Raw genomic sequence first — 24476 nt, 5'->3', positions numbered from 1 at the left:
GCCATGTCCGTGGAGGACTTCACCGGCCGGCCCGGGACCGCGTTCGTCGCGGGCGGCACCGGCGGCATCGGCACGGCGGTCGTACGGACGCTGGCGGAACACGGCAGCGACGTCACGTTCTCCTACCGGTCCGGCCACGAGGCGGCCGGTGCCCTGGCGGACGAGGTCAGAGCACTGGGCCGGGAGGTCCGCTCGCTGCGGGTCGACCTGACCGACGAGGCGGCGACCGCGCGGGCCGTCACCGCGGCCGCCGAGACCTCCGGCGGCCTGCACACGCTTGTGTACGCCGCCGGGCCCCATGTGCCCATGACCCATCTGAGCCAGGTCACCCCCGCCCGGTACCGCGCCCAACTGGAGGCGGACGCCGTGGCGTTCTTCTCCCTCGTCCATCCGGCGCTGCCCTCGCTGCGGGCGAGCCGGGGCAGCGTCGTCGCCGTCACCACCGTGGCGACCCGCCGCTACCCGGTCCGCGACGGGCTCTCCTCGGGGACCAAGGGCGCGGTCGAGGCGGTCGCCCGCGCCCTGGCCGCGGAGGAGGGCCGGTACGGGGTCCGGGTCAACTGTGTGGCCCCCGGCATGCTGAACGACGGCATCGCGGCCCGGCTGATCGAGACCGGAGAACTCGGCGAGACCGCCCTCGCGATCACCCGGCGCAACATCCCGCTGCGCCGGTTCGGGTACGCCCGGGACATCGCGGAGGCGGTCTGCTTCCTCGCCTCGGACCGGGCCGCGTTCATCACCGGACAGGCGCTGGGGGTGGACGGCGGCTACAGCGTCTGAGCTCAGGCGTTCTCCCCTCCCGGCTCCGTCGAGGCCGCCTGGCCGACTCGCACGCCGTCGCGGTACTCGTACCACTCCGAGGGGTGGGAGCCCGCGACTTCGATGCGCGCGCTGTCCACGGTGGTGACGAGCGTGAGGTGCTCAGCGTAGTCGTGCGGCGCGCCCTCGAAGAACTCCACGTTGTAGGTGTCGTCCGTGTAGCGGACGATGAGCTTGGCCGGATACCGCTGGGGGTCGGGGCTCGCGGAGTCCATGTCGTACGCGCCTTCGTACCTCTTCTTCAACATGCCGGACATCCTCTCAACTAGACCCGGTCAAAAGCCTGGAGTTTTCCGAGGCCGAGGTCGCCGGGCGGCTCTCCTCCGGACGGGCTGAACCTCTGGGTGGCGCTGGGCACGCGGGCTTCGCCGCCGTCCTCCCGGTCCGCCCCGGCTGACGCGCCCCGGCCGTGCCACCGGTGGTGTGAGCCATGATCATCGAGGAGCGCGCACACTTCGACGCCGCCGCGGAGAGGGCCCTCATCTCCTCCTGTGTCGAGGTGGACAGGGCGGTCATCGGTATCTGCCTCGGTGCTCAACTGGTCGGTGAGTCACTCGGTGCCGCCGCCACGTCTGCGGCTTCCAGTGCCGCATGGAGTTCGCCCCGGAGTGCGTCGAGGCCCTGATCGAGCACGACGAACGCCAAGCTCATGACGTTCCTCGACCGGCTCGTCGCGGACTGCACCGCCCGCTGACGGGACGCGTTCAGGGGGTGATCGGCTGTCCGGCCACGTAGGCGGCGCGTACGAGATCGGCGGACAGGGTGCCGAGCGCCTCGCGCAGCGGGACGTGCAGCAGGCACAGGTCGGCCGGGCCGCCGACCGCCAACCGCCTTGTACGGGAGGGATGTTCGGGAGCGCCGAGGAACAGCCGCAGGGCCGCCTCCGCCGTGACGGCCTCCCCGTCGTCCCGCGTCAGCGCCGCCCGCATCACGGCCCACGGGTCCGGTGGACCGTACGGTGCGTCGGTGCCGGCCGCCAGCGGGATGCCGGCCTCGGCCAGGCTTCGGCAGCGGTAGAGGTGGGGCAGGTCGTCCGGAGCGACGTCGGTGGCGTACTCGGGGCCCCGCAGGACGGGGAAGTGCGGCTGGGTCACCACCGTCACGCCGAGCCGCCGCAGCCACGGCAGAACGTCGTCCGGGATCACCGCTCCGTGCTCGATGCGGTCGCCCTCGACCGGTCCGGCCCGCTCCAGGGCGATCAGGGTCACCAGCAACTGCACCCGGGTGACGCAGTGCACGGCGACCGGGCGGGGCCGCGCCCCGGCGACGGTGACCGCGAGGCCGGCGGGCGTGGGGAGAGTCGGGTCGTCGAGCATGATCTTGACCGGGGCGGTCCCGTGCGCTCCCATGACGACCACCTGCTGGGGCAGCACCGCAAGGGTCCGTGCGAGGCCGGGCGCCGGGCGCGGATCGGCGTTGGTGAACCCCGTGACGCCGTACCGTGCGGCGCGCCGCCCCAGGCCGGCCAGGTCCAGCGGGACCGGGGGGACCAGGCGGCGCAGCCGCTCGTCCGCTCGCCAGAGCCGGCCGTCCTGGTCCTCGCCGTCGTCCAGGCCGGCCGATCGAAGCGCCGGGCTGTTGAGGAACCACATGACCCCGCTGCGATGCTGCACCCGTACCGGCCGGTCGGGCACGATCGCGTCCAGCGCCCACCGGTCGAGCTCCCCGGCCACGCTCTCGTGGTAGCCGACGGCCCGCACCCACTCCCCCGCCGGCCCCGCGCGCAGCGCCGCCGCGAGTTGGGTGCGGCCCCGCACCTCGCGGGGCCCGACCGGTACGGAGGCGGTCGCCGCCGCGAGCGCGGTGAGGTGGACGTGATGGTCGTGCAGCCCGGGCAGCAGCGCCCCGCCGCCGCCGTGCACGTCCGCCGGGCCCGCGAGGCGGGGGCCGATCTCCGAGATCCGGCCGTCGGCCCCGACCCGTACGTCCACCGGGCCGTGCCCCGCGACCTCCACCGCCCTGATCAGCACGGCGCCGTCCGGCTCGCCGCGAGGGCGTTGGCGCAGGCGGCCATGGACACGCACAGCAACTCGCCGCCGCCGCGCGCCAGGGAACGCACGGCCGCGTGGGCGGCGTACAGTCCGGTGACCGGATCCGCGAGCGCGTCGCCGAGGAACACCGGGGATCCGTGCTCGTCCAGGCCGGTCAGGCCGCCGGCCACGGCCGCGTCGTCGCCGAACGCGACCCGGTCGTCGTCGCGCCCGTACCCGGTGCTGCCGGCCCACACCCGGCCCGGGCGGGCGGCCAGGAACTCCTCGGCGCGTATGCCCAGTCGCCGCAGGGCCCGGGGCCGGGAGGCCTCGATGACCACGTCGGCCTCGGCGACCGCGGCGGCCAGGGCACCGGACGTGAAGTCGAGCACCAGACTCTCGTGGCCGTCGTGCAGCCAGTCGTAGAAGGCGGGATGCCCCGAACGCGCCCCGTCCGGCCGTTGCCTGCTCTCCACCTTCACCACCCGTGCTCCGGCCAGTCCCAGCTGCCGCGCGCAGAGCGGCCCGGCCCACAGCGCGGACAGGTCGACGACCCGCAGCCCGTCGGGGCCACGTGGGGAGCTCGCGCCGAGGCGTTCCACCCGTACCGGCCCGCGACCGTCCGCGGCCTCCGCGTGCACCGCCGCCGGGATGCCGGGTGACCGCGCGGCGCGGGCCGCCCGGACGGCGGACGAGCGCAGTACGGCGGTGCGCAGTGCGGTGCCGGGCGCGCTGTCGAGGAGCCCGAGCAGCGCGGGCAGGGCGGCCTCGCCGTCCGGCCGGGCGAGGTCGATCGCCACCCAGCCGTCCGCCGCGGCCATGAGGTGGCAGGAGCCCCCCGCCGAGACCTGCCCGGGAGGTCGAACGCGGCCGACCGGTCGCGGCGGAACAGGACCTCGGGCAGGTCGACCGGAACACCGGTGAGCCGGGTGAAGTCGTCCACGACCCCGGACAGCGGGCCCAGGCAGGGTTCGACGCCGGCCGCCCATCGATCGAGAACCGACTTCTCCATGAAGCGAACGCCCTTCTCCTCAAGGAGACGCCAGATTACACTTCGGGACCGTGGAGTCGCCCTTCTCCTGCGTCGACCTGGACCGCAGCCGGTGGTCACCGGCCGGGACGGACCACGTGCGGGTCGCCGTCGCCCCCCGGCCGAGGGATACGGACGAGGAGTTCGACGTCCTGCGCACCGCCGTGACACGCCATCCGGCCGCCGGCGTGAGCCTCGTGCAGGTGCTGCGGACGGGCCGCGCGCTCTGCGGCCGCGACCGTCTCGTTCTCGAATCCCTCGCCTACTCCAATCAGCGTGCTCTCGCTGGTGCTGCCCGCCGGGGACGGCCGGGCCCACGCGGTTCTCGTCAGTGGACGGGCGACGTCGCGGCGGACAAGGAGCCCACGGGGCCGTCCGCCTGGGGCGGCCAGGCCGCGACCGTCATCTCCGACGCGACGTCAGGGGCCCGCCGGTCGGGCGCTGTCGTCACCACGGACATGAAGCCCCGGCCCGTCTTTTCCGGCGCACCGGGTGAGGGCCGCCCTCGGCTCCGGTGCCCGGTACGCCTGGCACACGCGACAGCGCGACGGGCAGGGACTCGCCCCCTGCCCGTCGGTCGAAGGAGGACGCGGTGTGCGGCACGGTCCGCGACCACGCAACCGTGCCGCACCCGCTCACGCGCTCATACCTCGGTGTCGGCGTCCGCCTGGAGCTGGGCGAGTTCGGCTTCGAGGTGGGCCATCGCCTCGCCGCCGGCCATGAGGTCGGTGATCTCCTCGCGGGTGCGTTCGCCCTTGCGGAAGTCGTCGGCCTTCTGGCCGCGGATGAGGACGGCGAAGTGGTCGCCGACCATCATGGCGTGGCGCACGTTGTGGGTGACGAGGATGACCGCGACGCCCTTCGCGCGGGCCTGCATGACGATCCGCAGGACGTGGGCGGCCTCCTTGACGCCGAGGGCCGCGGTGGGCTCGTCGAGGATGAGGACGTTGGCGCCGAAGTAGACGGCACGGGCGATGGCGAGGGCCTGGCGCTCGCCGCCGGAGAGGCTGCCGACGAGCCGGCTGCCGTCGGTGACGCGGGTGATGCCCAGGGACTGCATCTCGCGGACCGCGATCTCACCCGCGAGCTTCTTGTCGAAGAGCTTGAACGGGCCGAAGCCCTTGGTGGGTTCGGCGCCGACGAAGAAGCAGCGGCCGACGCCCATCAGCGGGAACGTGCCGCCGAACTGGTGCACCGTCGCGATGCCTTGTTCGCTGGCGTCACGCGGGCTGTCGAACTCGACCGGCCTGCCGTCGAGTTCGATGGTCCCGGTGGTGGGCTTGTGGAACCCCGAGAGGATCTTGATCAGGGTGGACTTGCCGGCGCCGTTGTCGCCCAACAGACACAGCACCTTGCCGGCCTCGACCTCCAGGGAGATGTCCGTGAGCGCGTGGGTGCCGAGGAACGACTTGTTGACGTCGGTCAGGCGCAGAAGGGGGGTGGTCATCGTCAGGCCTTCTTCGCGGTGCGGGGCTTGTAGGACAGGGCGAGCCGGCGGAACGTGTTGTTCATCAGCACCGCGGCGAGGATGAGGATGCCGAGGATCAGGCTGGCCCAGTCGGAGTTCCAGCCGGTGTAGTAGATGCCCTGGTTGACGATGGCGAACGTCAGCGTGCCGAGGACGATACCGAAGACGGAGCCGTAGCCGCCGGTCAGCAGGACACCGCCGACGACCACGGCGATGATGGAGTTGAAGACGAAGGACTGGCCGTTGGCGACCTGGGCGCCGTTGTAGAGGATCGTCTGGATCACGCCGACCAGGGCGGCGCCGAAGCCGCTGGCCATGTAGAGGGCGATCTTGACCTTGTCGACCGGGATACCGGTGGCCCGCGCGCTCTCCTTGTCGCCGCCGATCGCGAAGATCCAGTTGCCGTACTTCATCAGCTGCAGCAGCACCGTCACCACCACGGCCAGCCCCAGCCACCAGAAGATCGCCACCTCGAACTGCCCCGCGACCAGGGTGCCGAACAATGCCTTGGACAGCGGGTCCGGGCTGACGGGGACGCTGGTGGTGCCGGTCGTGACACGGGACAGGCCGAGGGTCAGGCCCGCCATGCCGGAGAGCGTGGCCAGGGTGATGACCAGCGAGGGCACGTTGGTGCGGGTGACGAGGACCCCGTTGAGAAGGCCGACCAGCAGGCCCAGGCCGAGCGCGAGGACGATGCCGACGATCATGGGGGCGCCCCAGTACCCGGAGACGATGGCCAGCGTCATCGAGCTGCCGGCGAGCACCGAGCCCACGGAGACGTCGAGTTCGCCGGCGATCATCAGCAGGCCGACGGGGATGGCGATGATGCCGAGCTCCGCGGCGATGTTCAGCCAGCTCGCCGCGCCGGCGGGGGCGAGGAACTTCTCGCCTCCGAAGATCGCGAAGAAGACGAAGACGGTGATCGTTCCGATGAGCGCGCCCGCCTCGGGGCGGTGCCGCAACTGCCCCAGCACGCTCTCGGACTGCTTCGGTGGGGCGACGGCGGTCTCTTTCTCGGCCGTCGTGTGGGGAAGTGAGGTAGTCATCGGAATGAAGTCACCTTTGGAATCCGGTTGTGCTGCGAAGCGGGTGGAGGGGTGCCGGGCCCCGGGGAGGCGGGCCCGGCACCGGTGGGTGGGTCAGCGGACGCCGGCCTTGGTGCCGGAGATCGCCGAGCCGACGTTGTCCTCGGTGACCAGGAGCGGGCCGGTCAGCAGCGGGTTCTGCGGCGGGATCACCCCGTAGGACAGGTACTGGTTCGCGATCGACACCGCGTAGAAGCCCTGGAGGTAGGGCTGCTGGTCGATGGCGAAGAGCTGCTTGCCCGCCTTGATGCGCTCCAGCTGGGTCTGCGAGAGGTCGAAGGTGCCCAGCTTGACCTTGGCGGCGGCCTTGGCCTGGTCGATCGCCGAGGCCGCGCTGTCCGCGTCCTGGACACCGATCGTCACCAGGGCGTCGACGCTGCCGTCCTTCAGCAGCGCACCCTTGATCGCCTGGGTGACGGCGGAGGGGTTGCCGAAGTTGGAGGACGGCAGGGCCAGTTGCTTGGACTTGGCACCCTTGCTCTTGGCGCCGTCGGCGATGCCCTTGCAGCGGGCCTCCGAATTGGCCGCGCCAGGCACGGTGTTGACGCACAGGATGTTCTTGGCGCCGGACTCGGCGAACTTGACGCCGCCGGCCTTGCCGGCCTGGTAGTCGTCCGAGCCGATGTACTTGATGCCGCCGGTCCTGTCGGCCTGCTCGACGCCGCCCGAGTTGTAGATGAACACCTTGACGCCCTTGGCCACGGCCTGCTTGATCGCCGCGTTCTGGCTGTCGGGCACCCAGTCCGGCACCACGATGGCCGAGGGGTTCTGGGAGAGCGCGGTCTGGGTCAGCTTGGCCGCGTCCGGGCCGAGGTTGTCGTAGTTCTGCGGGCCCAGGAAGGTCACCGTGCCGCCGTTCGCCTTCACCAGCTTCGCCGCGTCCTCGCCGCCGCGCTTGATGGTGGACCAGAACGGGTCGTCGGCCTTGCCGCCGATGACGACGATGGAGACCTTGCCACCGGTCGTCGTACTCGACGTCGATCCGCCGGCGGACGCCGTCGCCTGGCCCGTGTCGTCGCCGGTGGCCTTGCCGCTGGCGCACCCGGTGAGCGCGGTGGCCGCCAGGGCGAGCAGGCCCACCGCGGTCAGACCACTTCTGGAGAGACGGCGGCCGGCGGGCCGCCAGGTCTGCGTGCGTTCCATGTGCTGGGGTGCTCCTTCGTGTGGTGCCGGGCGGTGCGTGAGCGGGGCCGGGCATGGCTCGGGGTGTGCTGGTGTGCGAAGCGGGTCGCACGCGGGCCCGGGGAAGCCCGGCGCGTTCGCGGTACCGGACGTTTCGCCGGGTCGGGCCCGGAGGTGCCGGCGGTCGGTGGAACGGCTCGTCGCGGGGGTGCCCCGGCACCGCTTCACGGCGACGCCGGGCTGGGTGACGGGTGGCGGATCCGCGATGTTTAAATCGCTTTAAGCGGTGGCCAGAGCATGCTTGTGTTTCGGATACGTGTCAAGGGTTTGTTCAGACATGCACACCGTCCCGTTATCCGCCCGGGAAAAGCTGTATTCGCCACGCACTCCGGCCCCCGACGACCGCACCCACACCCAGGGCCAGCGTGGTGCCGGCCTCCTCGGTGCGGTCCCCGCGGAGGATCCTGATCCACCCGCCGGGACCGCGGCGGCGCATGGCGGCGCGGTGGCCGCGGCGGCGGTCGATGGTGATGACGCCCTTGCCGCCGCCGACGTGGGCGATCGCACGATGACCGAGGCCCAGCAGGTGGTCGACGACCCGGCCGACACCGACGTCGTCCGCGCTGCGCACGACGTCGAGACCGGCCCCGGCGAGTCGGCGGCCCACCGAGACGACCGGTGCCCTGCGGTCGAGGCCGGCGAGGGTGGCGGCGGGGGCGACCGGGCCGAGCAGGATCAGCGCCTCGCAGCGGAACGCCAGCAGCGTCTCGACGGCCGTGTTCTCGTCCCGGGTCCTGGTCAGGGCGCTCAGGACGAGGTCGTACCCGACCTCCTCGGCGGCGGCGTGCAGATGCTCGACCAGCTCGGCACGGAAGGGCTCGAACAGCTCGGCGCGGAAGGGGCTGTGCACATCGACCATGACGCCGAGCAGCCGGCCCGCCTGTCGGCGAGGGCGCCGGCGGTGCGGTCGGGGCGGTAACTGAGCCCGGCGGCCGCCTTCAGGACCCGCTGCCGGGTGCGCTCGCCGGGGCCGGGCGCGCCCCGCAGCACCAGGGACACCGAGGCCGTCGAGAGACCGACGCGGGCGGCGACGTCCCCCAGCCGGAGCCGCGGCGCCGCACCGTTGCCGCCCACCGGAGCAGCAGGGCCGCGCCCGTCCACGCGACCTCCTGCGATTTTGCGGCAACACCCTTGACATCTGCTCGTGACGCCGCCGATAGTACCAGCAATTAAAACGCTTTAAGAAAGGTCTTGGTCGATCCGGGCCCGCAACGGAGCCCGAGATCCCACGACGTCAGGTCCCCACCCCCCAGTCACGGCGCGCCGTCGCGCCGGAGAGGAAGCACGATGAGCACACGGCCGATCGGGGTCGCGGTTGTCGGAGCCGGAATGGCGGGCCGGGCCCACCTCAACGGGTACCGGCAGGCCGCCACGCTGTACGGTGCCGGGCTGCCCGAGGTGCGGCTGGTCGCCGTCGCCGACGCGCACGAGCCGTTCGCACAGGACGCGGCCCGCCGTTACGGCTTCGAGCGGGCCGTGACCGACTGGCGGGCGATCGCCGAGGCCGACGACATCGACGCGGTCAGCGTCGTGGTCGCCAACCACCTGCACCGCGAGATCGTCGAGGCGCTGCTGGCGGCCGGCAAGCACGTGCTGTGCGAGAAGCCGCTCGCCCCGTCGGTGGCCGACGCGCAGGCCATGGTGGACGCGGCCGAGGGCACCGGCCTGGTCGCGGCCACCGGCTTCACCTTCCGCCGCTCCCCCGCGATCAACGCCGTACGGCAGCAGGTGCTGGACGGCTCGCTCGGGGCGGTGCAGCACTTCAACGGGCACTACTGGTGCGACTACGGCCACAACCCCGACGCGCCCATCAGCTGGCGCTACCGGGGACCGCTCGGCTCCGGCGCGCTCTCCGACATCGGCAGTCACCTCATCGACCTCGGCGAATACTTCTGCGGCCCGGTGCAGAGCGTGCAGGGCGCCGTGCTCTCCACCCAGGTGCCCGACCGTCCCGTACCGCTGGGCACCGCGGTCGGACACTCGGCCGACGTGGCGGTGGGCCAGGAACGCGAACGGGTCGGGAACGACGACATCGCCACCTTCACCGCGGCCTTCGCGTCCGGTGCAGTCGGCACCTTCTCCGTCTCGCGCATCGCCCGGGGCCTGGCCAACTCCCTGGGCTTCGAGGTGTTCACCAAGGGCGGCGCGGCGACCTTCGAGCTGTCGCGTCCGGCCGAGTTCACCATCGCCGACTCCGCCGCCGCCGACCCGGTGGACGGCTACCGGCGGGTGGTGGTCGGCCCCGGCCACCCCTACGTCGCCGGCGGCCTGCCCATGGACTTCCCCAGCGTCGGCCACGGCCAGCACGAGTTCTTCGTCTGGCAGGCCCGCGCCTTCCTGGAGCAGATCGCCGGCCTGGACCGGCTGCCGTCCTGCCCCACCCTCGCCGACGGGCTGCACAACCTGCGCGTCATCGACGCGATCGTCGCCTCCGCCGACGCGGGCGGCAAGGCCGTCACCGTCCAGTAGCCCGAGCCCCTGGCCTCACCCGCCCCCTGAAGGCACCCGCACCGCCACCCCGAGAAGGACCGAGGAAACACACGATGAAGCTGGGCCTCTACAACGCGATCCTGCACGACCGGCCACTGCCCGAGGCGATCAAGGTCATCGCCGATCTCGGTCTGACCGGCATCGAGATCAACACCGGCGGCTTCCTCCCGGCCGTGCACGTACCGGCCCTCGACGACATCCTGGTCAGCGACACCGCCCGCGACGACTTCCTCGGCCTCTTCGAGGGCACCGGCGTCGCCATCGCCGGCCTCAACGCCAACGGCAACCCGCTGCACCCGAACCCGGCCATCGGAGAGAAGCACGCCGAGGACATCCGCCGCTCCATCCGCCTCGCCGAACGCCTCGGCCAGCACCGCCTGGTCACCATGTCCGGCCTGCCCGGCGGCGAGGCGGGCGCCACCCGCCCCAACTGGATCGTCAACGCGTGGAACTCCGCCGCCCTCGACGTCCTGGACCACCAGTGGAAGATCGCCGCCGACTTCTGGCGCGAGACCGACCGCCTCGCCGCCGACCACGACGTCAAGGTGGCCCTCGAACTGCACCCGCAGAACGTCGTCTTCAACTCCGCCGACATCCACCGGCTCATCGACCTCACCGGCGCCACCCACGTCGGCGTCGAACTGGACGCCTCCCACCTGTTCTGGCAGCAGATGGACCCCGTCGCGGTCGTGCGCCACCTCGGCGCACTCGTCTTCCACGCCGCCGCCAAGGACGTCCGCGTCAACCCCGAACACGCCGCCCTCAACGGCGTCCTCGACAACAGCTTCCGCCGTCTGTCGCCCGAGGAGCCGCGCACCAACCTCGGCGGCGACGAATGGGCCAACGAGTGGCCGAAGAACTCCGCCTGGGACTTCGTCGCGCTCGGCAAGGGCCACGACGTCGGGTACTGGACCGAGTTCCTGCGCGCCCTGCACGAGGTCGACCCGGACATGCTGGTCAACATCGAGCACGAGGACACCGAACTCGGCCGCGTCGAGGGCGTCGCCGTCGCCGCCGGGGTCCTCAAGGCCGCCGACGCCGCGCTCCAGGAGAGTCTGCGGGCGTGACCGCCTGGGCGGCCGGGCGACCGCGCGCGTACCCAAAACCGGGAGCGGGCGTGCCGGTCCCCGGCCGCCGTCCGCAGGCGCTGCGGGAAACCGTGGCCGGCTGCGACGCCGAGCGCGTCCGGACACCGGCCGCCGACGTGACGGCCACGGGTGCACTCGCGTGCGCGTGGCCGCCGGCACCGGGCGCTTCGGCCGACCCGACGCCGTCGTCGCCGGCACCCGCGAACCCAGCCACATCGACACCTTCGGACACCTCGCCCCGGGGCGGCGACGTCCGCCGCCCCGGGAAAGAAGGGGCTCCGGCGACCTCGTCCGGACCCACGCAGACCTCGAACGCCAAGGAGCACCCACCCGCCATGAAGATCGCCCTCGACCCGTACATGATCCGCCACGTGCCGCTGCTCGAACTGCCCGCCGTGGTGGCGGAGCTGGGCTACGAGTGGATCGAGCTGTCGCCGCGCGAGGACTTCATCCCGTTCTTCCGCCATCCGCGCGTCGACGACGCCACGGTCGCGAAGTTCCGCAGGTCGCTGGCGGCCGCCGGGGTCGGCATCTCCTCCCTGCTGCCGCTGTTCCGCTGGTCAGGGCCGGACGAGGACGCCCGGCAGGCGGCCGTACGGTACTGGAAGCGCTCGATCCGGATCGCCGCCGACCTCGGGGTCACCAGCATGATCTCGGAGTTCAACGGCCGGCCGGAGGACGCCGATCGCAGCGAGGCCCAGTTCTGGAAGTCCCTCGACGAACTCCTCCCGCTGTTCGAGCGCGAGGGCATCAAGCTCGCCCTGGAGCCCCACCCCGACGACTTCGTCGAGAACGGCTACGACGCCGTCAACCTGATCCGGGGCATCAACCACCCCGACGTCAGCTTCCTCTACTGCGCCCCGCACACCTTCCACATCGGCGACGACGCCCCCGGCATCATCGCGCACGCGGGCGACCTCCTCACCCACGTCCACCTCGCCGACGCCCTCGACCACACCGCGTCCTCCGGCAACCGCTACATCCTCAACCCGCCCGGCACCCAGGCCCGTATCCACCAGCACCTGAACATGGGCGAGGGCGAGGTCGACTTCGACGAGCTCTTCCGCGCACTGCACGCGAACGGCTTCGACGGCACCCTCACCGCCTGCGTGTTCGCGTGGGAGGAGAAGGCCAGGGAGTCCTCCCTCTTCATGCGGGAGAAGATCGGCGAGTACCTGGCGGCTGCGAGGCGGTGACCCCGCGCCGGGGACCCGGCCCGGACGACCCATGGGCCCCGCGGGTGCGGGGCCAGGTCATCCATGGTGTGGATGAGCGGGATAGCGGATCCGGATCGTGTGGTGGATGGCGGCGGGGTGCCCGGCGCCCCCATAGTCGTGCCTACCCGCACGCCGCTGTCCGGACCAGCCGCCGGTGTGCGGCCCCGGCCGGCATGCCGTGCGCCGCAGGCGCCCGTGACAGGCATGCCCCGCTCCCGTACACCGTCCCCTGGAGTCGCCATGCCCGGATCCCCTCCGTCGCCGTCCCCCGCCGAGGTCGACGACACCGCCCCGTCCCCCGTGGTCGTCTCCGGCCCGGCCCACCTGCTGCGCGTCACCCTGTTGATGGCGGGCAGCTGTCTGCCGATCCTGGGCGCGGTGCTCATCGCCCCGGTGCTGCCGAGGATGCAGGACCACTTCGCGTCCGTTCCCGGCGCCAAGGCGCTGGTGCCCCTCGCGCTGACCGTCCCGGCGCTGGCACTCGCACTGCTGGCCCCGTTCGCCGGGGTGATCGTGGACCGGCTGGGCCGCAAGCGCCTGCTGATCGTGGCGACCCTGCTCTACGCCGCGTTCGGCACCGCCCCGCTCTGGCTCGACTCACTGGGCGCGATCATCGCCAGCCGGGCCCTGGTCGGGGTCGCCGAGGCCGCGATCATGACCTGCTGCACCACGCTGATCGGGGACTACTACGCCGGCCGGCAGAGGGTGCGGTACCTCGCCCTCCAGACCATGTGCGCCTCCGCGTCCGCCACCGTCTTCTTCGTGCTCGGCGGCGCCGCGGGATCGGCGGGCTGGCGCGTTCCCTTCTGGGTGTACGCCGTGAGCCTGGTGCTCGCCCCGCTGATGGCCGTCGCCCTGCCCGGCCCGGCGGCAGGCACGGCCACGGCGGCCGGCGGTACGGGCGCCGCCACCGCGGGGAGCCAGGCTCCCACCGGGACTCGACGGCCCTTTCCGGTAAGGCAGTTGGCGGGTGTCTGTGCTCTCACCTTCTTCGGCGCGATGGTCTTCTACACCGTCCCGGTCGAGATGTCGTACCTGCTCGACGGCCTCGGGGTGGAGAACTCCGGTGTGATCGGACTGGCCACCGCGATCGCCAGTGCCGCGACCGTGGGCGGAGCGGTCGCCTTCGCACGGCTCGGGCGTGCCCCCGAACCGATGCTGCCCGCGATCCTCGCGCTCTGTGCCGTCGGCTTCGCGATGATGTCCCTCGCCGGGAACGCCCCGCTGCTCGTCGTCGGGGCGGTCGTCAACTGCGTGGGCACCGGCATGCTGTTGCCCGCCCTGCTCACCGGCGCGATGTCCCGGCTGGCGTTCGAGGACCGCGGCCGCGGCACGGGGCTGTGGACGGCGGCCTTCTTCGGCGGCGAGTTCGTCTGTCCGCTGGTGCTCCTCGCCGGGGAGTCCGCGGTCGGCGGTCTGGCCGGTGCGGTGGGAGTGCTGGGGCTGCTCGCGGCGCTCGTCGCGGCCGGGTTGTGGGCGTCCCGGAGCACGGCGGGGCGGCGCGCCTAGGGGCGTTCAGGCCATCAGCGTCGCGCCCACTTCGGCGGCCTTCCGGCGGAACCAGATGTGGGCCGCGTCCTGGGTGTGCACGGGGTGCCACCACATCGCCTCCTGCACGGGTACGGCCTCGAAGGGGCAGGGCAGGACACGTACCGCGGCCGACCGCACCGCCTTGCGGGCCAGGCGCTCCTGGATCATCGCGACCCGGCGGGTGCCCTCGACCATGTGGGGCAGCAGTTGGAAGGTCTGCACGGAGACCTCCACCCGCGGGCTGATGCCGATCATGCTGAGCTGGCGGGCGGCCGGGGCGTCGTAGGGACGCTGGTAGACGGCCCACGGCAGACGGGCCAGCTGGTCGAGGGTGAGTTCGTCGCCGACGTCCGGGTGGTCGTCGGCGACCATGCAGAGCCAGCGGTCCCGGTGCAGGTCGACGGCGGGGAAGCCGTCGATGATGCCGTGCGGCAGCAGCAGACCGTCGACGGTGCTCAGCACGGTGGCGGTGTTCTCCACCGCGGCGGGCGTCGAGTGCTGGAAGGCGAGCCGGATGCCGGGCGCCTCCCGGTGCAGGGCGCGGGCGAGCTCGGCACCGAACACGGCCGCCCCGTAGTCGGAGGCGAGCAGGGTGAACTCACGGCTCTCCGTGGCCGGGTCGAAGTCGGCCTGGCTGGCGAAGACACGCTCCAGCAGATCGCACGCGGTGGCGCTGCGCTCGCGCAGGGCGGCGCCGAGCGGGGTCAGTTCGTAGGCGTTGCCGGTGCGGGCGAGCAGGTCGTCGTCGAAGTGGCGGCGCAGCCGGGCCAGCGCCGCGCTCATCGCGGGCTGGCTCAGCCCGACCCGCTCGCCGGCCCGGGTGACGTTGCGCTCCTCCAGCAGCGCGCGCAGGGCCAGGACCAGATTGAGGTCGAGTCGGGACAGGTTCACCAGGGACCGCCTATGCGAGCAGGTGCCATCCACACCATGGATCGGGCACATCCACAGGATTGATTTCCGTGATTCGTGGATCACGGCCAGAGTAGACCGCATCCCAGCAGAAGGACATCTGATGGCAACACTCGCGCAACCTGTCGGCCCGTTCGCGCTCGGCACGTTCTCCGCTCCGGACGGGGATCCGTTCCCCGGTCTCCTGGCGCGGGAGCGCGTCCTCGACCTGGGCAGCGCCCTGGACTGGGCGCCGTCCGGGGTGCGCGACGTGCTGGAGCGCTGGGAGGAGACCCTCCCCGTCCTGCACGCCCTCGCGGCCGACGACGGCCTCGCCTGGCAGCCCCTCGACGGCCTGCGGGTGCACGCCCCGGTCGAGCCGCGCCAGGTCTTCCAGTCCGGCGCGAACTACCGGCAGCACGTGATCGACCTGGAGGTCGCCCACCGCTCCCCCGACGACCCGCGCACGGTGGCGCAGGCGCGTGCCGAGGCCGCCGCGATGATGGACCGCCGGGCCGCCGAGGACATGCCCTACGTGTTCATCGGGCTGCCCAGCGCGATCACCGGCCCGTACGACGATGTCGTCCTGCCAGCGTGGGCCCGGCAGCCCGACTGGGAACTGGAGTTGGCCGCGGTGATCGGCAGGCCTGCGTACCGGGTGTCCGTCGAGGAGGCCCTGTCGTACGTCGCCGGGTACACGATCGCCAACGACCTCACCGACCGGGCCGGCGTCTTCCGCCGGGACATGAAGGCCATCGGCACCGACTGGCTGCGCAGCAAGAACGCCCCCGGCTTCACCCCGCTCGGCCCGTGGCTCGTCCCGGCCGGGTCGATCGCGGACCCCGGCGACCTGCGGGTCACCCTCACGCTCAACGGCGAGACCATGCAGGACGAGTCCACCAAGGACATGCTCTTCGACGTCGCCCGGCTGGTGTCGTACGCCTCCGCGAGCGCTCGGCTCCTGCCGGGCGACCTGCTGTTGACCGGCAGCCCGGCGGGCAACGGGATGCACTGGGGACGGCTGCTGCGGGACGGTGACGTCATGGCGGGGACCATCACCGGTCTGGGCGTACAGCGCACCCGCTGTGTGAAGGAGACGCCGTGAACCGGCAGGATCCCGAGGGCGCGATCGCCGAGGCCGCCAAGGCGTTCTCCAACTGGGGGCGTTGGGGCGAGGACGACGTGCTCGGCACCCTCAACTTCCTGGACGGGGCCAAGCGGCGCGAGGGGGCCGCACTGGTCCGCCGGGGCGTCAGCTTCTCGCTCTCGCAGCGCTTCGACATGAACGGCCCGCAGAAGGGCTGGCGACGGCGTACCAACCCGGTGCACACCATGCTGGACACCGGTACCGACGCGGCTCTCGGCAACCAGGGCTTCCCGCACGGCATCGGCGGCGCCGACGACGTGATCGCCATGCCGTTGCAGTGCTCCACCCAGTGGGACGGGCTCGGGCACATCTTCGACCACGGCAAGGCCTGGAACGGACGGGCGGCCGAGCGGGTCGTCACCTCCGACGGCGATCTCGTCACCGGCATCGAGCACATGGCGCCGTACGTCGCGGGGCGCGGCGTGCTGCTCGACGTGGGCGAAGTGATCGGCACCGAAGGGGAGTTGCCCGACGGCTTCGCCATCACCGAGGAGCACCTGACGGCGACCGCCGAGGCCCACCGGGTGGCCGTCGGCCGCGGGGACATCGTCCTCGTCCGCACCGGCCGGCTGGCCCGGGCCCGGCGTGCGGGCTGGGGCGACTACGCCGGCGGTGACTCGCCCGGCCTGTCCTTCACCACGGCCGGCTGGCTGCACCGCACCGAGATCGCCGCGATCGCCACCGACACCTGGGGTTTCGAGGTGCGGCCCAACGAGTTCGAGCACGCCTTCCAGCCGCTGCACCAGGTCGCCATCCCGAACATGGGCCTGCTCATCGGTGAGATGTGGGACCTCGACGCCCTCGCCGCCGACTGCGCGGCCGACGGCGGATACGACTTCTGGCTCACCGCCGCTCCCCTCCCGATCACCGGCGCCGTCGGCTCCCCGGTCAACCCCATCGCCGTCAAGTAGCCCGCGCCGACCGTCCGTTCAGGCCTCGCACCCGCCTTCGGCGTCCATCCGGCCCGCACCGACGCCCCTGCTCCTGGCCCGCGCTCCCAGCGGCGGGCCGCACCACAGCCGCCCGAAGTCGCGCGGCCCGACCCGGGAGGTATCCCCGACATGGCTGACAGCCGCACCCCTGCCCAGTCTCCGGCTGGGGTGAACCCCCTCGTCCTGGTCGTCGGCGGGGGCGCCGCCGGCAACGCCGTCACCGTCCTGCTGCGCCGCGCCGGGATCGCCGTCGACCTGATCGAGGCCCGACCCGACTGGAACTCCACCACCGGCTCCGGCATCACCCTCCAGGGCAACGCCCTGCGCGTCCTGCGCGAACTGGGCGTCTGGGAGCGGCTGGAGGCCTCCGGACACGCCTTCGGCTCGCTCGGTGTGACGGCCCCGGACGGCACCGTCCTGTTCGTCGCCGAGGATCTCCGGACCGGCGGCGATGACCTGCCTGCCACCCTCGGCATGCAGCGGCCCCGGTTGCAGCAGATCCTCATCGACGCCGTCCGGGCCTCCGGCGCCGGTGTGCGTCTGGGTACCACCGCCGACTCCCTGGACCAGGACGCCGACGGTGTCTCGGTGCGCTTCAGCGACGGTACGACCGGCCGCTACGACCTGGTGATCGCCGCCGACGGACTCAACTCCGCCACCCGTGCCGCGATCGGGATCACGGACAGGCCGGAGCCCACGGGCATGGCCATCTGGCGCGTCGCGGCCCCGCGGCCGGCGAGCGTGATCCGCACCGACCTCGCCTACGGCGGCCCCGCCTTCATCGCGGGCTACTGCCCCACCGGTGCGGACACCCTCTACGCCTACGTCGTCGAGGCGTGCCGCGACCGCGCGTCCGTCGACCCCGCCGCGTACGCCGACGAGATGCGCCGTCTGGCGCAGGGCTACGGCGGCGCCTGGCCGGAGATCACGGAGCACATCACGGACCCGAAGAAGGTCAACTACACCTGGTTCCACCATCTGTTGGTCGAGGGGTCCTGGCACCGCGGCCGGGTCGTGCTCGTCGGCGACGCCGCCCACTGCTGCCCGCCCACCCTGGCCCAGGGCGCGGCGATGTCCCTGGAGGACGCCCTCGTCCTCGCCGAACTGCTCAGCGCCGGACGGGACTGGGACGACGAACTGTTCCAGGCCTACTACGACCGCCGCATCCCCCGGGTCCGCACCGTCGTCGAGGCGTCCCTGCAGATCGGCCGCTGGCAGCTGGACGGGGTGCGGGATGCCGACATGGCCGGGCTGGTCGGCCGCACCATGAGCCTCCTCAGGGAGCGCCCGTGAACGGCACCGGGTCCGCCGCCCCGACCATCGACGTCCACGCCCATCTGCTGCTCCCGGAGGTCGAGGAGGCGGTCGCCGGTCACCCCGGCCTCGCCGAGGCCCGCGCCCTCGACGCCCGCCGCAACGGCCCGGCGGCGCTGGCCGTGAACGGCCCGATGGTCGGCAAGCGCATCCCCGAACTGACCGACGTCGCCGTACGGCTGGCCGCCATGGACGCGCAAGGCGTGGACATCCAGCTGGTCAGCCCGTCCCCGTCGCACTACCACTACTGGACGGATCCGCAACTGGCGACCAGGGTCTGCCGGTTGGCCAACGAGGGCACCGCCGCGCACTGTGCGAAGGCTCCCGACCGGCTGCACGGTCTGGGCCTGGTCCCGCTCCACCAGCCGGACCTGGCTGCCGAGTTGCTCGACCACGCGCTGGAGTCGGGGCTCAGGGGCGTGGAGATCTCCTCGCACGCGCCCGGCCGCGAACTGTCGGACCCGGCGTACGAGCCTCTCTGGTCCCGGGCACAGGAGACGGGAGCCCTGCTCTTCCTGCACCCGTTCGGCTGCACCCTCGACGAGCGGCTGGACCAGTGGTACCTGTCCAACACCGTGGGCCAGCCCACCGAGAACGCCGTCGCCCTCTCCCACCTGGTCTTCTCCGGTGTCCTGGACCGCCATCCGGGCCTGAGGCTGATCGCGGCGCACGGCGGCGGCTATCTCCCCACCCACCTCGGCCGCTCCGACCACGCCTGGCGGGCCCGCCCCGACGCGCACGGCTGCGCCCGGCGGCCCAGCAGCTATGTACGGCAGCTGTACTTCGACTCCCTCGTCCACGACCCCGGCGTGCTGCGGGAGCTGATCCGCGTCGCGGGCGCCGACCGGGTGCTGCTCGGCTCCGACTTCCCCTTCGACATGGGCACCGACGACCCGCTGGCCGCGTTGCGCGCCGCCGGCCTGTCCGGCCCCGACCTCCAGGCCGTACGAGGCGGCAACGCCGCCGCTCTCCTCCGGAAGGACTGACCTCATGCGCCTGCTCACCCACCTCCGGCACGTCGACCTCGCCGTGCCCGACTACGACAGGCAACTCGACTTCTACGCCGGCGTCTGGGGCCTGACCAAGGTCGCCGAGGACTCCGGGATCTCCTTCCTGACCGCCGAGGGCAGCCCCGAGCAGTACGTCGTGCGGCTGCGCAAGGCGGACGAGAAGCGCCTCGACCTGGTCTCCTACGGCGCCGCCTCGGCCGCCGACGTCGACATTCTGGCCGAGCAACTCCTCGCCGGTGGAGTCACGTTGCTCTCCGAGCCGGGCAAGGTGGACACGCCCGGCGGCGGTCACGGCTTCCGCTTCTTCGACGTGGACGGCCGCACCGTCGAGGTCTCGGCCGACGTGGCGGTTCGCCGGCACCGCAGGATCGAGGAGAAGGAGTCGATCCCGGTCAAGCTGTCGCACGTCGTCCTCAACTCCCCCGACCTGGACCGGACCCGCGCCTGGTACGAGACCCACCTCGGCTTCCGGCACTCCGACACGCTCAGCTCGCCGTACGTCGGCGACGTCATGCACTTCATGCGGATCAGCAACCAGCACCACTCGATGGCCATCGCCAAGGGTCCGCACACCTCGCTGCACCACGTCTCCTTCGAGATGCGTGGCCTGGACGAGTACCTGCGCGGCTCCGGCCGGGTGATGCGGGCGGGCTTCCAGAAGGTCTGGGGTCCGGGCCGGCACCTGGCGGGCGACAACACCTTCACCTACTTCCTGGACCCGCACGGCAACACCGTCGAGTACACGACGGAGCTGGAGCAGCTGGACGAGGACACCTGGCACCCGCACGTCTACGACTTCTCGCAGCCCGAGGTCACCGACCAGTGGGGCACCGCCAACCCGATGAACGAACTGGTCGCCAAGGAGTCCTTCAACGACCCCGACCGCGGCTGTTTCGTCGCCCCGCCGGTCTGATCCGCCTCCGGAGAGGGACTCCCCCATGCGTTTCGCCACGTACGAGTACCGCGACCGGCGCCAGGTGGCGGCCGTCGACGAGGACGGCACTCTGCACCCCCTGCCCGGTGTCGGCTCGCTGACCGGACTGCTCGCCGGGGGCTGCGGCCTGCCCGGACTGCTGGACGCGGGCTCCGCCGCCCTCGGCGCCCCGGCCGGCCCCCACGTCCGCGACGTACGCCTGCTGCCGCCGCTCCAGCCGCCCACCGTGCGGGACTTCGTCACCTTCGAGGAACACGTCGAGGGGGTCCGGCGATCGGTGGACGGGGCCGCCGGTGTGCCGGAGCAGTGGTACGCGGCCCCGACGTTCTACTTCACCAACCCCTATGCGGTGTACGGCCCGTACGACGACATCCCCGTGCCGCCGGGCTCGCGCCTCCTGGACTTCGAGCTCGAAGTCGCCGCCGTGGTCGGGCAGGAGGGGCGCGACCTGACTCCGGAGCAGGCCCGCGACCACATCGTCGGCTACACCGTCCTCAACGACTGGTCCGCCCGCGACCTGCAGTCCGCCGAGATGAGGGTCGGCCTCGGCCCGTGCAAGGGCAAGGACACCGCCACCACCCTGGGCCCCTGGCTCGTCACCGCCGACGAGCTGGAGGAGCACCGTGACGCCGACGGCTTTCTGCGCCTCGCGCTCACCGCCTCGGTGAACGGCGAGGTGGTCGGCAAGGACCTGTTGTCCAACATGAGTTGGACCTTCGAGGAGATGGTCGCCCATGCCTCGCGCGGTACCGTCGTCCGGCCCGGCGACGTCCTCGGTTCCGGAACCTGCGGCAACGGCGGCTGTCTCGCCGAGCTGTGGGGCCGACGAGGCGAACAGGACCCGGCGCCGCTCCGGCCCGGCGACACGGTCGCCCTCACCGTCGAGGGCATCGGAACCGTCTCCAACACGGTGGTGCCCGGCTCGGTCCCCGTCCCCCTTCCCCCGGCTCGCCGCCGCCCCCGGGAGCGGCCCTGACCGAACCGGTCGCCGCGCACCGGCCGGCCTGCTCCTTGATCGTGGCGCCCTTCGCGGCGAGGATCGGCATCGGGCCGCGGATCTCCGCCACGGTACGGTACGGGGTGTCCCGGAGCGCACCGGCGAGGCGGGAAGGGGCGGGCGACGATGAAGGTGCCGGAGGTCCGGCGTGCGGTGGAGGCGGCCGTGTCGATCGCCTCGGCGCTCGGCCTGGCCGTCGACGACGCGGTCGTCCTGCACGACTCCAACAAGCTGACTCTGCGTCTGCTGCCCTGTGATGTCCTGGCCCGGGTGGCACCGGCCGGGCATCAGGTCGCACGGTTCGAGGTCGAGCTCGCCCGGCGGCTCGCCGGGACCGGGTGTCCGGTGGCCGCTCCGGAGCCCCGGACAGAGCCACGCGTCCATGAGCGGGACGGCTTCGAGGTCACCCTGTGGACCTACTACGAACCCATCACTCCGCGTCGGGAGATCCCACCGGCCCGTTACGCCGACTCCCTCAGACGGCTGCACGCCGGCATGCGCGAACTCGACGTCCCGACGCCGCACTTCACCGACCGGGTCGCGCAGGCCCGGCGGCTCCTGGCGGACCGCGACCGCACTCCGGCGCTCTCCGACACGGACCGGGACCTGCTCGACGACACGCTGTTCAGCCTCGGCGGGACTGTCGGCCGGTACGGCGGCACCGAGCAGCTGCTGCACGGCGAACCGCACCCGGGCAACCTGCTCACCACGGAGAACGGGCTCCTGTTCATCGACTTCGAGACGTGTTGCCGTGGCCCCGTCGAGTTCGACCTCGCCCATGCGCCCGAGGAGGTCGGCGAGCACTATCGGGGTGTCGATCAGGGCCTGCTGCGCGCATGCCGGATCCTCGTGCTGGCGATGATCACGACATGGCGCTGGGACCGGGACGACCAACTCCCCGACGGGCGCCGACTGGGCGCGGAGTGGCTCGGCCGGATCCGCGCCGCACTCGACGACGACACCGGGACCGGGCGCAGCCATTCGCCTGCACGACCCTCAGGACCGTGACCACGGACAGCCACGACAACCCCGGGGCGACCTACAGAGCGGTCGACGTCAAGCAGCCCGCCGTGACCACCGTTTCCGGGGCCGCCTGCCGCGCGGTCCCCTGAGTACGACTACTCATGCCGCCCCGCGCCGCGGCAGGGACGATGGGCCGTGTCGGCGTGCGGCCGCAGACCGGGGGGAGACGGGGCATGGGCAGATTTCTGGGAGCGGTGGCGGCCGTCGTGGCGGCGGCCGCCGCGCTGGTCCTGGTGTACGTGGCGGGGGCACCGCCCGCGGTGGTGTTCGCCGTGGTGGCGGGGGTGCTGAGCCTGCTGTGGCTGCTGCTCCTGCTCACCCTGCCCTGGAACCTGTACTTCCGCGCGCATGCGGTGCTCGCCGAGATCGCGGTCAGCCGGGAGAAGGGCATCCAGGTCCCGGCGGTCCGGGACGCCGAGGCCGCGCGTATCGCCCGCGCGATGCTCCGGGCGGCGGTCGCGGGGCACGTCCTGACGGCGGCGGTCGTCGTCGCGGTGACCTGGGCGACGGGCGGGTTCACGGGGTACTGGTTCGCCGCGTTCTTCCTGCTGAGCACCTTCTTCCGGCCGGCCGGCGCGTACTTCGGCCAGCTCCGCAGGCGCCTGGGCGCCCTTCTGAAGGACGTCACGTATCCGCGGGACGACGTCGTCGAGCTGCACGCCCGGCTGAACCGTGCCGAGGCCGGAACGCGGGTCCTGGAGGAGAAGGCGGAGGAACAGTACCGGGCCCTCGCCGAACTGCGCCGGACCGTGGACGCGTTGGCCATGAGCACGTACGAGCGGGCCGAGCAGGCGGACCGCGGGATCGCGGCGCTCGGCAGGCAGTTCGAGTCCACGGTGAACCGTCTCACCGACAACCAGGAGATCATCGCGGGCGTCAAGGCGTTCCTGCGGCTGCTGCACTCCACCGACACACCCGACGGCACCCCGGCTGCCGACGCCCCCGCTCCCGGCACCCCGGCTTCCGGCTGACCGGCTGTTTCCGGCCGCGGGCCGACCGGATCCCCCGGCCCGCCCATGGCCGAACGCCGCGCTCCCGAACGCGTTTCGGCCACCGGGCGATCGACTGTCGGGCGCCGACGGTCAGGGAGGTATCGGGAGCGTGCGGGTCCCGGCCCGCGCTGTCTAGGGTTGAGGCATGGACGCCCGTACAACACCCCCCGCCCCGGCCGTCGTTGACCCCGCGGAGCTGCTCGCCGACCCGTACGCCGGATACGCCGCGCTGCGGGAGGCCGGGCCCGTGCACCGGATCGCCGGGACCGACGGGCTGCCGGCCTGGCTGGTGACCCGGTACGAGGACGTGCGGCAGGCCCTGGCCGACCCGCGGTTCTCCCTCGACAAGGCCAACGCCGAGCCCGGCGGCTACCGCGGGCTCGCGCTGCCGCCCGCGCTCGACGCCAACCTGCTGAACATGGACCCGCCGGACCACACCCGGGTCCGGCGCCTGGTGTCCCGGGCTTTCACGCCCCGCCGTGTCGCCCTGCTGCGCGAACCGGTCCGGCGGACCGCCGACGCGCTGCTCGACGCCATGGCGCCCCTCGGCCGTACCGATCTGATCGCCGCCTACGCGGCGCCGCTGCCCATCGCCGTGATCTGCGAACTGCTGGGCGTGGCCGAGGAGGACCGGCCGGACTTCCGGTCCTGGACCGACGCGCTCGTCGTCCCGGACCCCGCGCGGCCCGAGCGGACCAAGGAGGCCGTCGGGGCGCTGCTGGCCTTCTTCGCCCGGCTGCTCGCCCGCAAGCGTGCCGAACCCGCCGACGACCTGCTCTCCGCGATGATCGCGGTACGGGACGAGGCGGACCGGGAGGACCGGCTCAGCGAGGACGAGTTGATGTCGCTCGCCTTCCTGATCCTGTTCGCCGGGTACGAGAACACCGTTCATCTCATCGGCAACGCCACTGTGGCCCTGCTCCGGAACCCGGCCCAGGCGGCCGCGCTGCGCGCGGACCCGGACCGGCTGGGACCGGCCGTGGAGGAGCTGGCCCGCTTCGACGGGCCCGCGCCGCTCGCCATCCGCCGCTTCCCGACCGAGGACGTCACCATCGGCGGGGTCACCGTCCCGGCGGGCCAGACGGTGCTGCTGTCGCTGGCCGCGGCCCACCGCGACCCGCGCCGCTTCCCCGACCCGGACCGGCTCGACCTCGGCCGCGACGCCACCGGGCATCTGGCCCTCGGCCACGGCATCCACTACTGCCTCGGCGCACCGCTCGCCCGGCTGGAGACCGAGATCGCCCTCGGCGCGCTGCTCGGACGCTTCCCCCGGCTGGAACTCGACGTGCCGGCGGACCGGTTGGAATGGCGGCCGTCGATGCGCACCCGCGGGCTGCTCGCCCTCCCGGTGCGCTACTGA

At 72.5% G+C, this 24476-nt stretch carries 24 protein-coding genes; 15 read left to right on the top strand and 9 right to left on the bottom strand.

All coding sequences use genetic code 11. From position 1 onward, the window contains the following. The first annotated feature begins 3 nt into the window (after window positions 1-3). Window positions 4-780 (top strand): SDR family NAD(P)-dependent oxidoreductase, encoded by a 777-nt coding sequence (locus IEZ11_RS39385; RefSeq protein ID WP_189267836.1) that lies wholly within the window; start codon window positions 4-6, stop codon window positions 778-780. A gap of 2 nt (window positions 781-782) precedes the next feature. On the opposite strand, the gene IEZ11_RS39380 is transcribed toward IEZ11_RS39385, so the two are convergent. Then, on the bottom strand, window positions 783-1067 hold the full coding sequence (locus tag IEZ11_RS39380) for a tudor domain-containing protein (protein WP_189267835.1): 285 nt from the start codon (window positions 1065-1067) through the stop codon (window positions 783-785). A 182-nt stretch (window positions 1068-1249) separates the two neighbouring features. On the opposite strand from IEZ11_RS39380, the gene IEZ11_RS39375 reads away from it, so the two are divergent. Then, on the top strand, window positions 1250-1444 hold the full coding sequence (locus IEZ11_RS39375; RefSeq protein WP_189267834.1) for a hypothetical protein: 195 nt from the start codon (window positions 1250-1252) through the stop codon (window positions 1442-1444). Between the two features lie 79 nt (window positions 1445-1523). Here the strand turns inward: IEZ11_RS39375 and IEZ11_RS39370 are convergent, their stop codons facing one another. The 7 genes from IEZ11_RS39370 to IEZ11_RS51425 all read right to left on the bottom strand — a co-directional run bounded on the left by IEZ11_RS39370 (window position 1524) and on the right by IEZ11_RS51425 (window position 8544). Further along, complete coding sequence (locus tag IEZ11_RS39370) at window positions 1524-2789, bottom strand: amidohydrolase family protein (protein WP_189267833.1); 1266 nt, start codon at window positions 2787-2789, stop codon at window positions 1524-1526. Then, window positions 2783-3610 carry a CoA transferase gene (locus tag IEZ11_RS39365; protein WP_229713634.1) on the bottom strand — a complete coding sequence of 276 codons (828 nt, stop codon included), beginning with the start codon at window positions 3608-3610 and terminating at the stop codon, window positions 2783-2785. The genes IEZ11_RS39370 and IEZ11_RS39365 overlap by 7 nt, the downstream gene beginning before the upstream one ends. Before the next feature lie 852 nt (window positions 3611-4462). Beyond that, entirely contained in the window at window positions 4463-5266 is an 804-nt protein-coding gene (locus tag IEZ11_RS39360; protein ID WP_189267832.1) for an ATP-binding cassette domain-containing protein, read from the bottom strand. Window positions 5267-5268: 2 nt separating this feature from the next. After that, a complete protein-coding gene (locus IEZ11_RS39355; RefSeq protein WP_189267831.1) occupies window positions 5269-6333 on the bottom strand; it encodes an ABC transporter permease in 1065 nt (354 codons plus the stop codon). Window positions 6334-6426: 93 nt separating this feature from the next. Beyond that, window positions 6427-7515, bottom strand: a complete 1089-nt coding sequence (locus IEZ11_RS39350; protein WP_189267830.1) for a sugar ABC transporter substrate-binding protein — start codon at window positions 7513-7515, stop codon at window positions 6427-6429. Window positions 7516-7846: 331 nt separating this feature from the next. Next, window positions 7847-8413 carry a LacI family DNA-binding transcriptional regulator gene (locus tag IEZ11_RS39345; protein ID WP_229713633.1) on the bottom strand — a complete coding sequence of 189 codons (567 nt, stop codon included), beginning with the start codon at window positions 8411-8413 and terminating at the stop codon, window positions 7847-7849. Next, window positions 8302-8544 (bottom strand): helix-turn-helix domain-containing protein, encoded by a 243-nt coding sequence (locus IEZ11_RS51425; RefSeq protein ID WP_229713650.1) that lies wholly within the window; start codon window positions 8542-8544, stop codon window positions 8302-8304. The genes IEZ11_RS39345 and IEZ11_RS51425 overlap by 112 nt, the downstream gene beginning before the upstream one ends. Window positions 8545-8841: 297 nt before the next feature. On the opposite strand from IEZ11_RS51425, the gene IEZ11_RS39340 reads away from it, so the two are divergent. The 4 genes from IEZ11_RS39340 (at window position 8842) to IEZ11_RS39325 (ending at window position 13858) form a co-directional block, all read left to right on the top strand. Then, window positions 8842-10023 (top strand): Gfo/Idh/MocA family protein, encoded by a 1182-nt coding sequence (locus IEZ11_RS39340; RefSeq protein ID WP_189267829.1) that lies wholly within the window; start codon window positions 8842-8844, stop codon window positions 10021-10023. A gap of 74 nt (window positions 10024-10097) precedes the next feature. Then, the gene (locus IEZ11_RS39335; RefSeq protein WP_189267828.1) at window positions 10098-11111 is read left to right on the top strand and encodes a sugar phosphate isomerase/epimerase family protein; all 1014 of its coding nucleotides are present in this window, start codon (window positions 10098-10100) and stop codon (window positions 11109-11111) included. A 356-nt stretch (window positions 11112-11467) separates the two neighbouring features. Further along, window positions 11468-12328, top strand: a complete 861-nt coding sequence (locus IEZ11_RS39330) for a sugar phosphate isomerase/epimerase family protein (RefSeq protein WP_189267827.1) — start codon at window positions 11468-11470, stop codon at window positions 12326-12328. Between the two features lie 261 nt (window positions 12329-12589). Further along, the gene (locus IEZ11_RS39325; protein WP_189267826.1) at window positions 12590-13858 is read left to right on the top strand and encodes an MFS transporter; all 1269 of its coding nucleotides are present in this window, start codon (window positions 12590-12592) and stop codon (window positions 13856-13858) included. 6 nt (window positions 13859-13864) lie between these two features. Here the strand turns inward: IEZ11_RS39325 and IEZ11_RS39320 are convergent, their stop codons facing one another. Beyond that, window positions 13865-14770, bottom strand: coding sequence for a LysR family transcriptional regulator (locus IEZ11_RS39320; protein ID WP_189267825.1), 906 nt, complete (start codon window positions 14768-14770; stop codon window positions 13865-13867). Window positions 14771-14891: 121 nt separating this feature from the next. On the opposite strand from IEZ11_RS39320, the gene IEZ11_RS39315 reads away from it, so the two are divergent. From IEZ11_RS39315 to IEZ11_RS39275, 9 genes are all read left to right on the top strand, one after another. Then, window positions 14892-15872: a fumarylacetoacetate hydrolase family protein gene (locus tag IEZ11_RS39315; protein ID WP_189267824.1), complete on the top strand. Its 981-nt coding sequence runs from the start codon at window positions 14892-14894 to the stop codon at window positions 15870-15872. Next, window positions 15869-16825 carry a cyclase family protein gene (locus IEZ11_RS39310; protein ID WP_189267823.1) on the top strand — a complete coding sequence of 319 codons (957 nt, stop codon included), beginning with the start codon at window positions 15869-15871 and terminating at the stop codon, window positions 16823-16825. Before IEZ11_RS39315 ends, IEZ11_RS39310 begins: the two co-directional genes overlap by 4 nt. Window positions 16826-16975: 150 nt before the next feature. Then, the gene (locus IEZ11_RS39305; protein WP_189267822.1) at window positions 16976-18139 is read left to right on the top strand and encodes an FAD-dependent oxidoreductase; all 1164 of its coding nucleotides are present in this window, start codon (window positions 16976-16978) and stop codon (window positions 18137-18139) included. After that, entirely contained in the window at window positions 18136-19146 is a 1011-nt protein-coding gene (locus IEZ11_RS39300) for an amidohydrolase family protein (protein WP_189267821.1), read from the top strand. Before IEZ11_RS39305 ends, IEZ11_RS39300 begins: the two co-directional genes overlap by 4 nt. Before the next feature lie 4 nt (window positions 19147-19150). Continuing rightward, window positions 19151-20083: a VOC family protein gene (locus IEZ11_RS39295; protein ID WP_189267820.1), complete on the top strand. Its 933-nt coding sequence runs from the start codon at window positions 19151-19153 to the stop codon at window positions 20081-20083. A gap of 25 nt (window positions 20084-20108) precedes the next feature. Further along, window positions 20109-21080 carry a fumarylacetoacetate hydrolase family protein gene (locus IEZ11_RS39290; protein ID WP_189267819.1) on the top strand — a complete coding sequence of 324 codons (972 nt, stop codon included), beginning with the start codon at window positions 20109-20111 and terminating at the stop codon, window positions 21078-21080. A gap of 147 nt (window positions 21081-21227) precedes the next feature. Beyond that, window positions 21228-22109 (top strand): aminoglycoside phosphotransferase family protein, encoded by an 882-nt coding sequence (locus IEZ11_RS39285; RefSeq protein WP_189267818.1) that lies wholly within the window; start codon window positions 21228-21230, stop codon window positions 22107-22109. Between the two features lie 188 nt (window positions 22110-22297). Next, window positions 22298-23095 (top strand): hypothetical protein, encoded by a 798-nt coding sequence (locus tag IEZ11_RS39280; RefSeq protein WP_189267817.1) that lies wholly within the window; start codon window positions 22298-22300, stop codon window positions 23093-23095. A gap of 166 nt (window positions 23096-23261) precedes the next feature. Then, on the top strand, window positions 23262-24476 hold the full coding sequence (locus IEZ11_RS39275) for a cytochrome P450 family protein (RefSeq protein ID WP_189267816.1): 1215 nt from the start codon (window positions 23262-23264) through the stop codon (window positions 24474-24476).

The sequence above is a fragment of the Streptomyces fuscichromogenes genome, assembly GCF_014645815.1.
GTDB lineage: Bacteria > Actinomycetota > Actinomycetes > Streptomycetales > Streptomycetaceae > Streptomyces > Streptomyces fuscichromogenes.
Note: the sequence above shows the minus strand (reverse complement) of the source record. Positions and strands in the feature narration are given on the sequence as shown.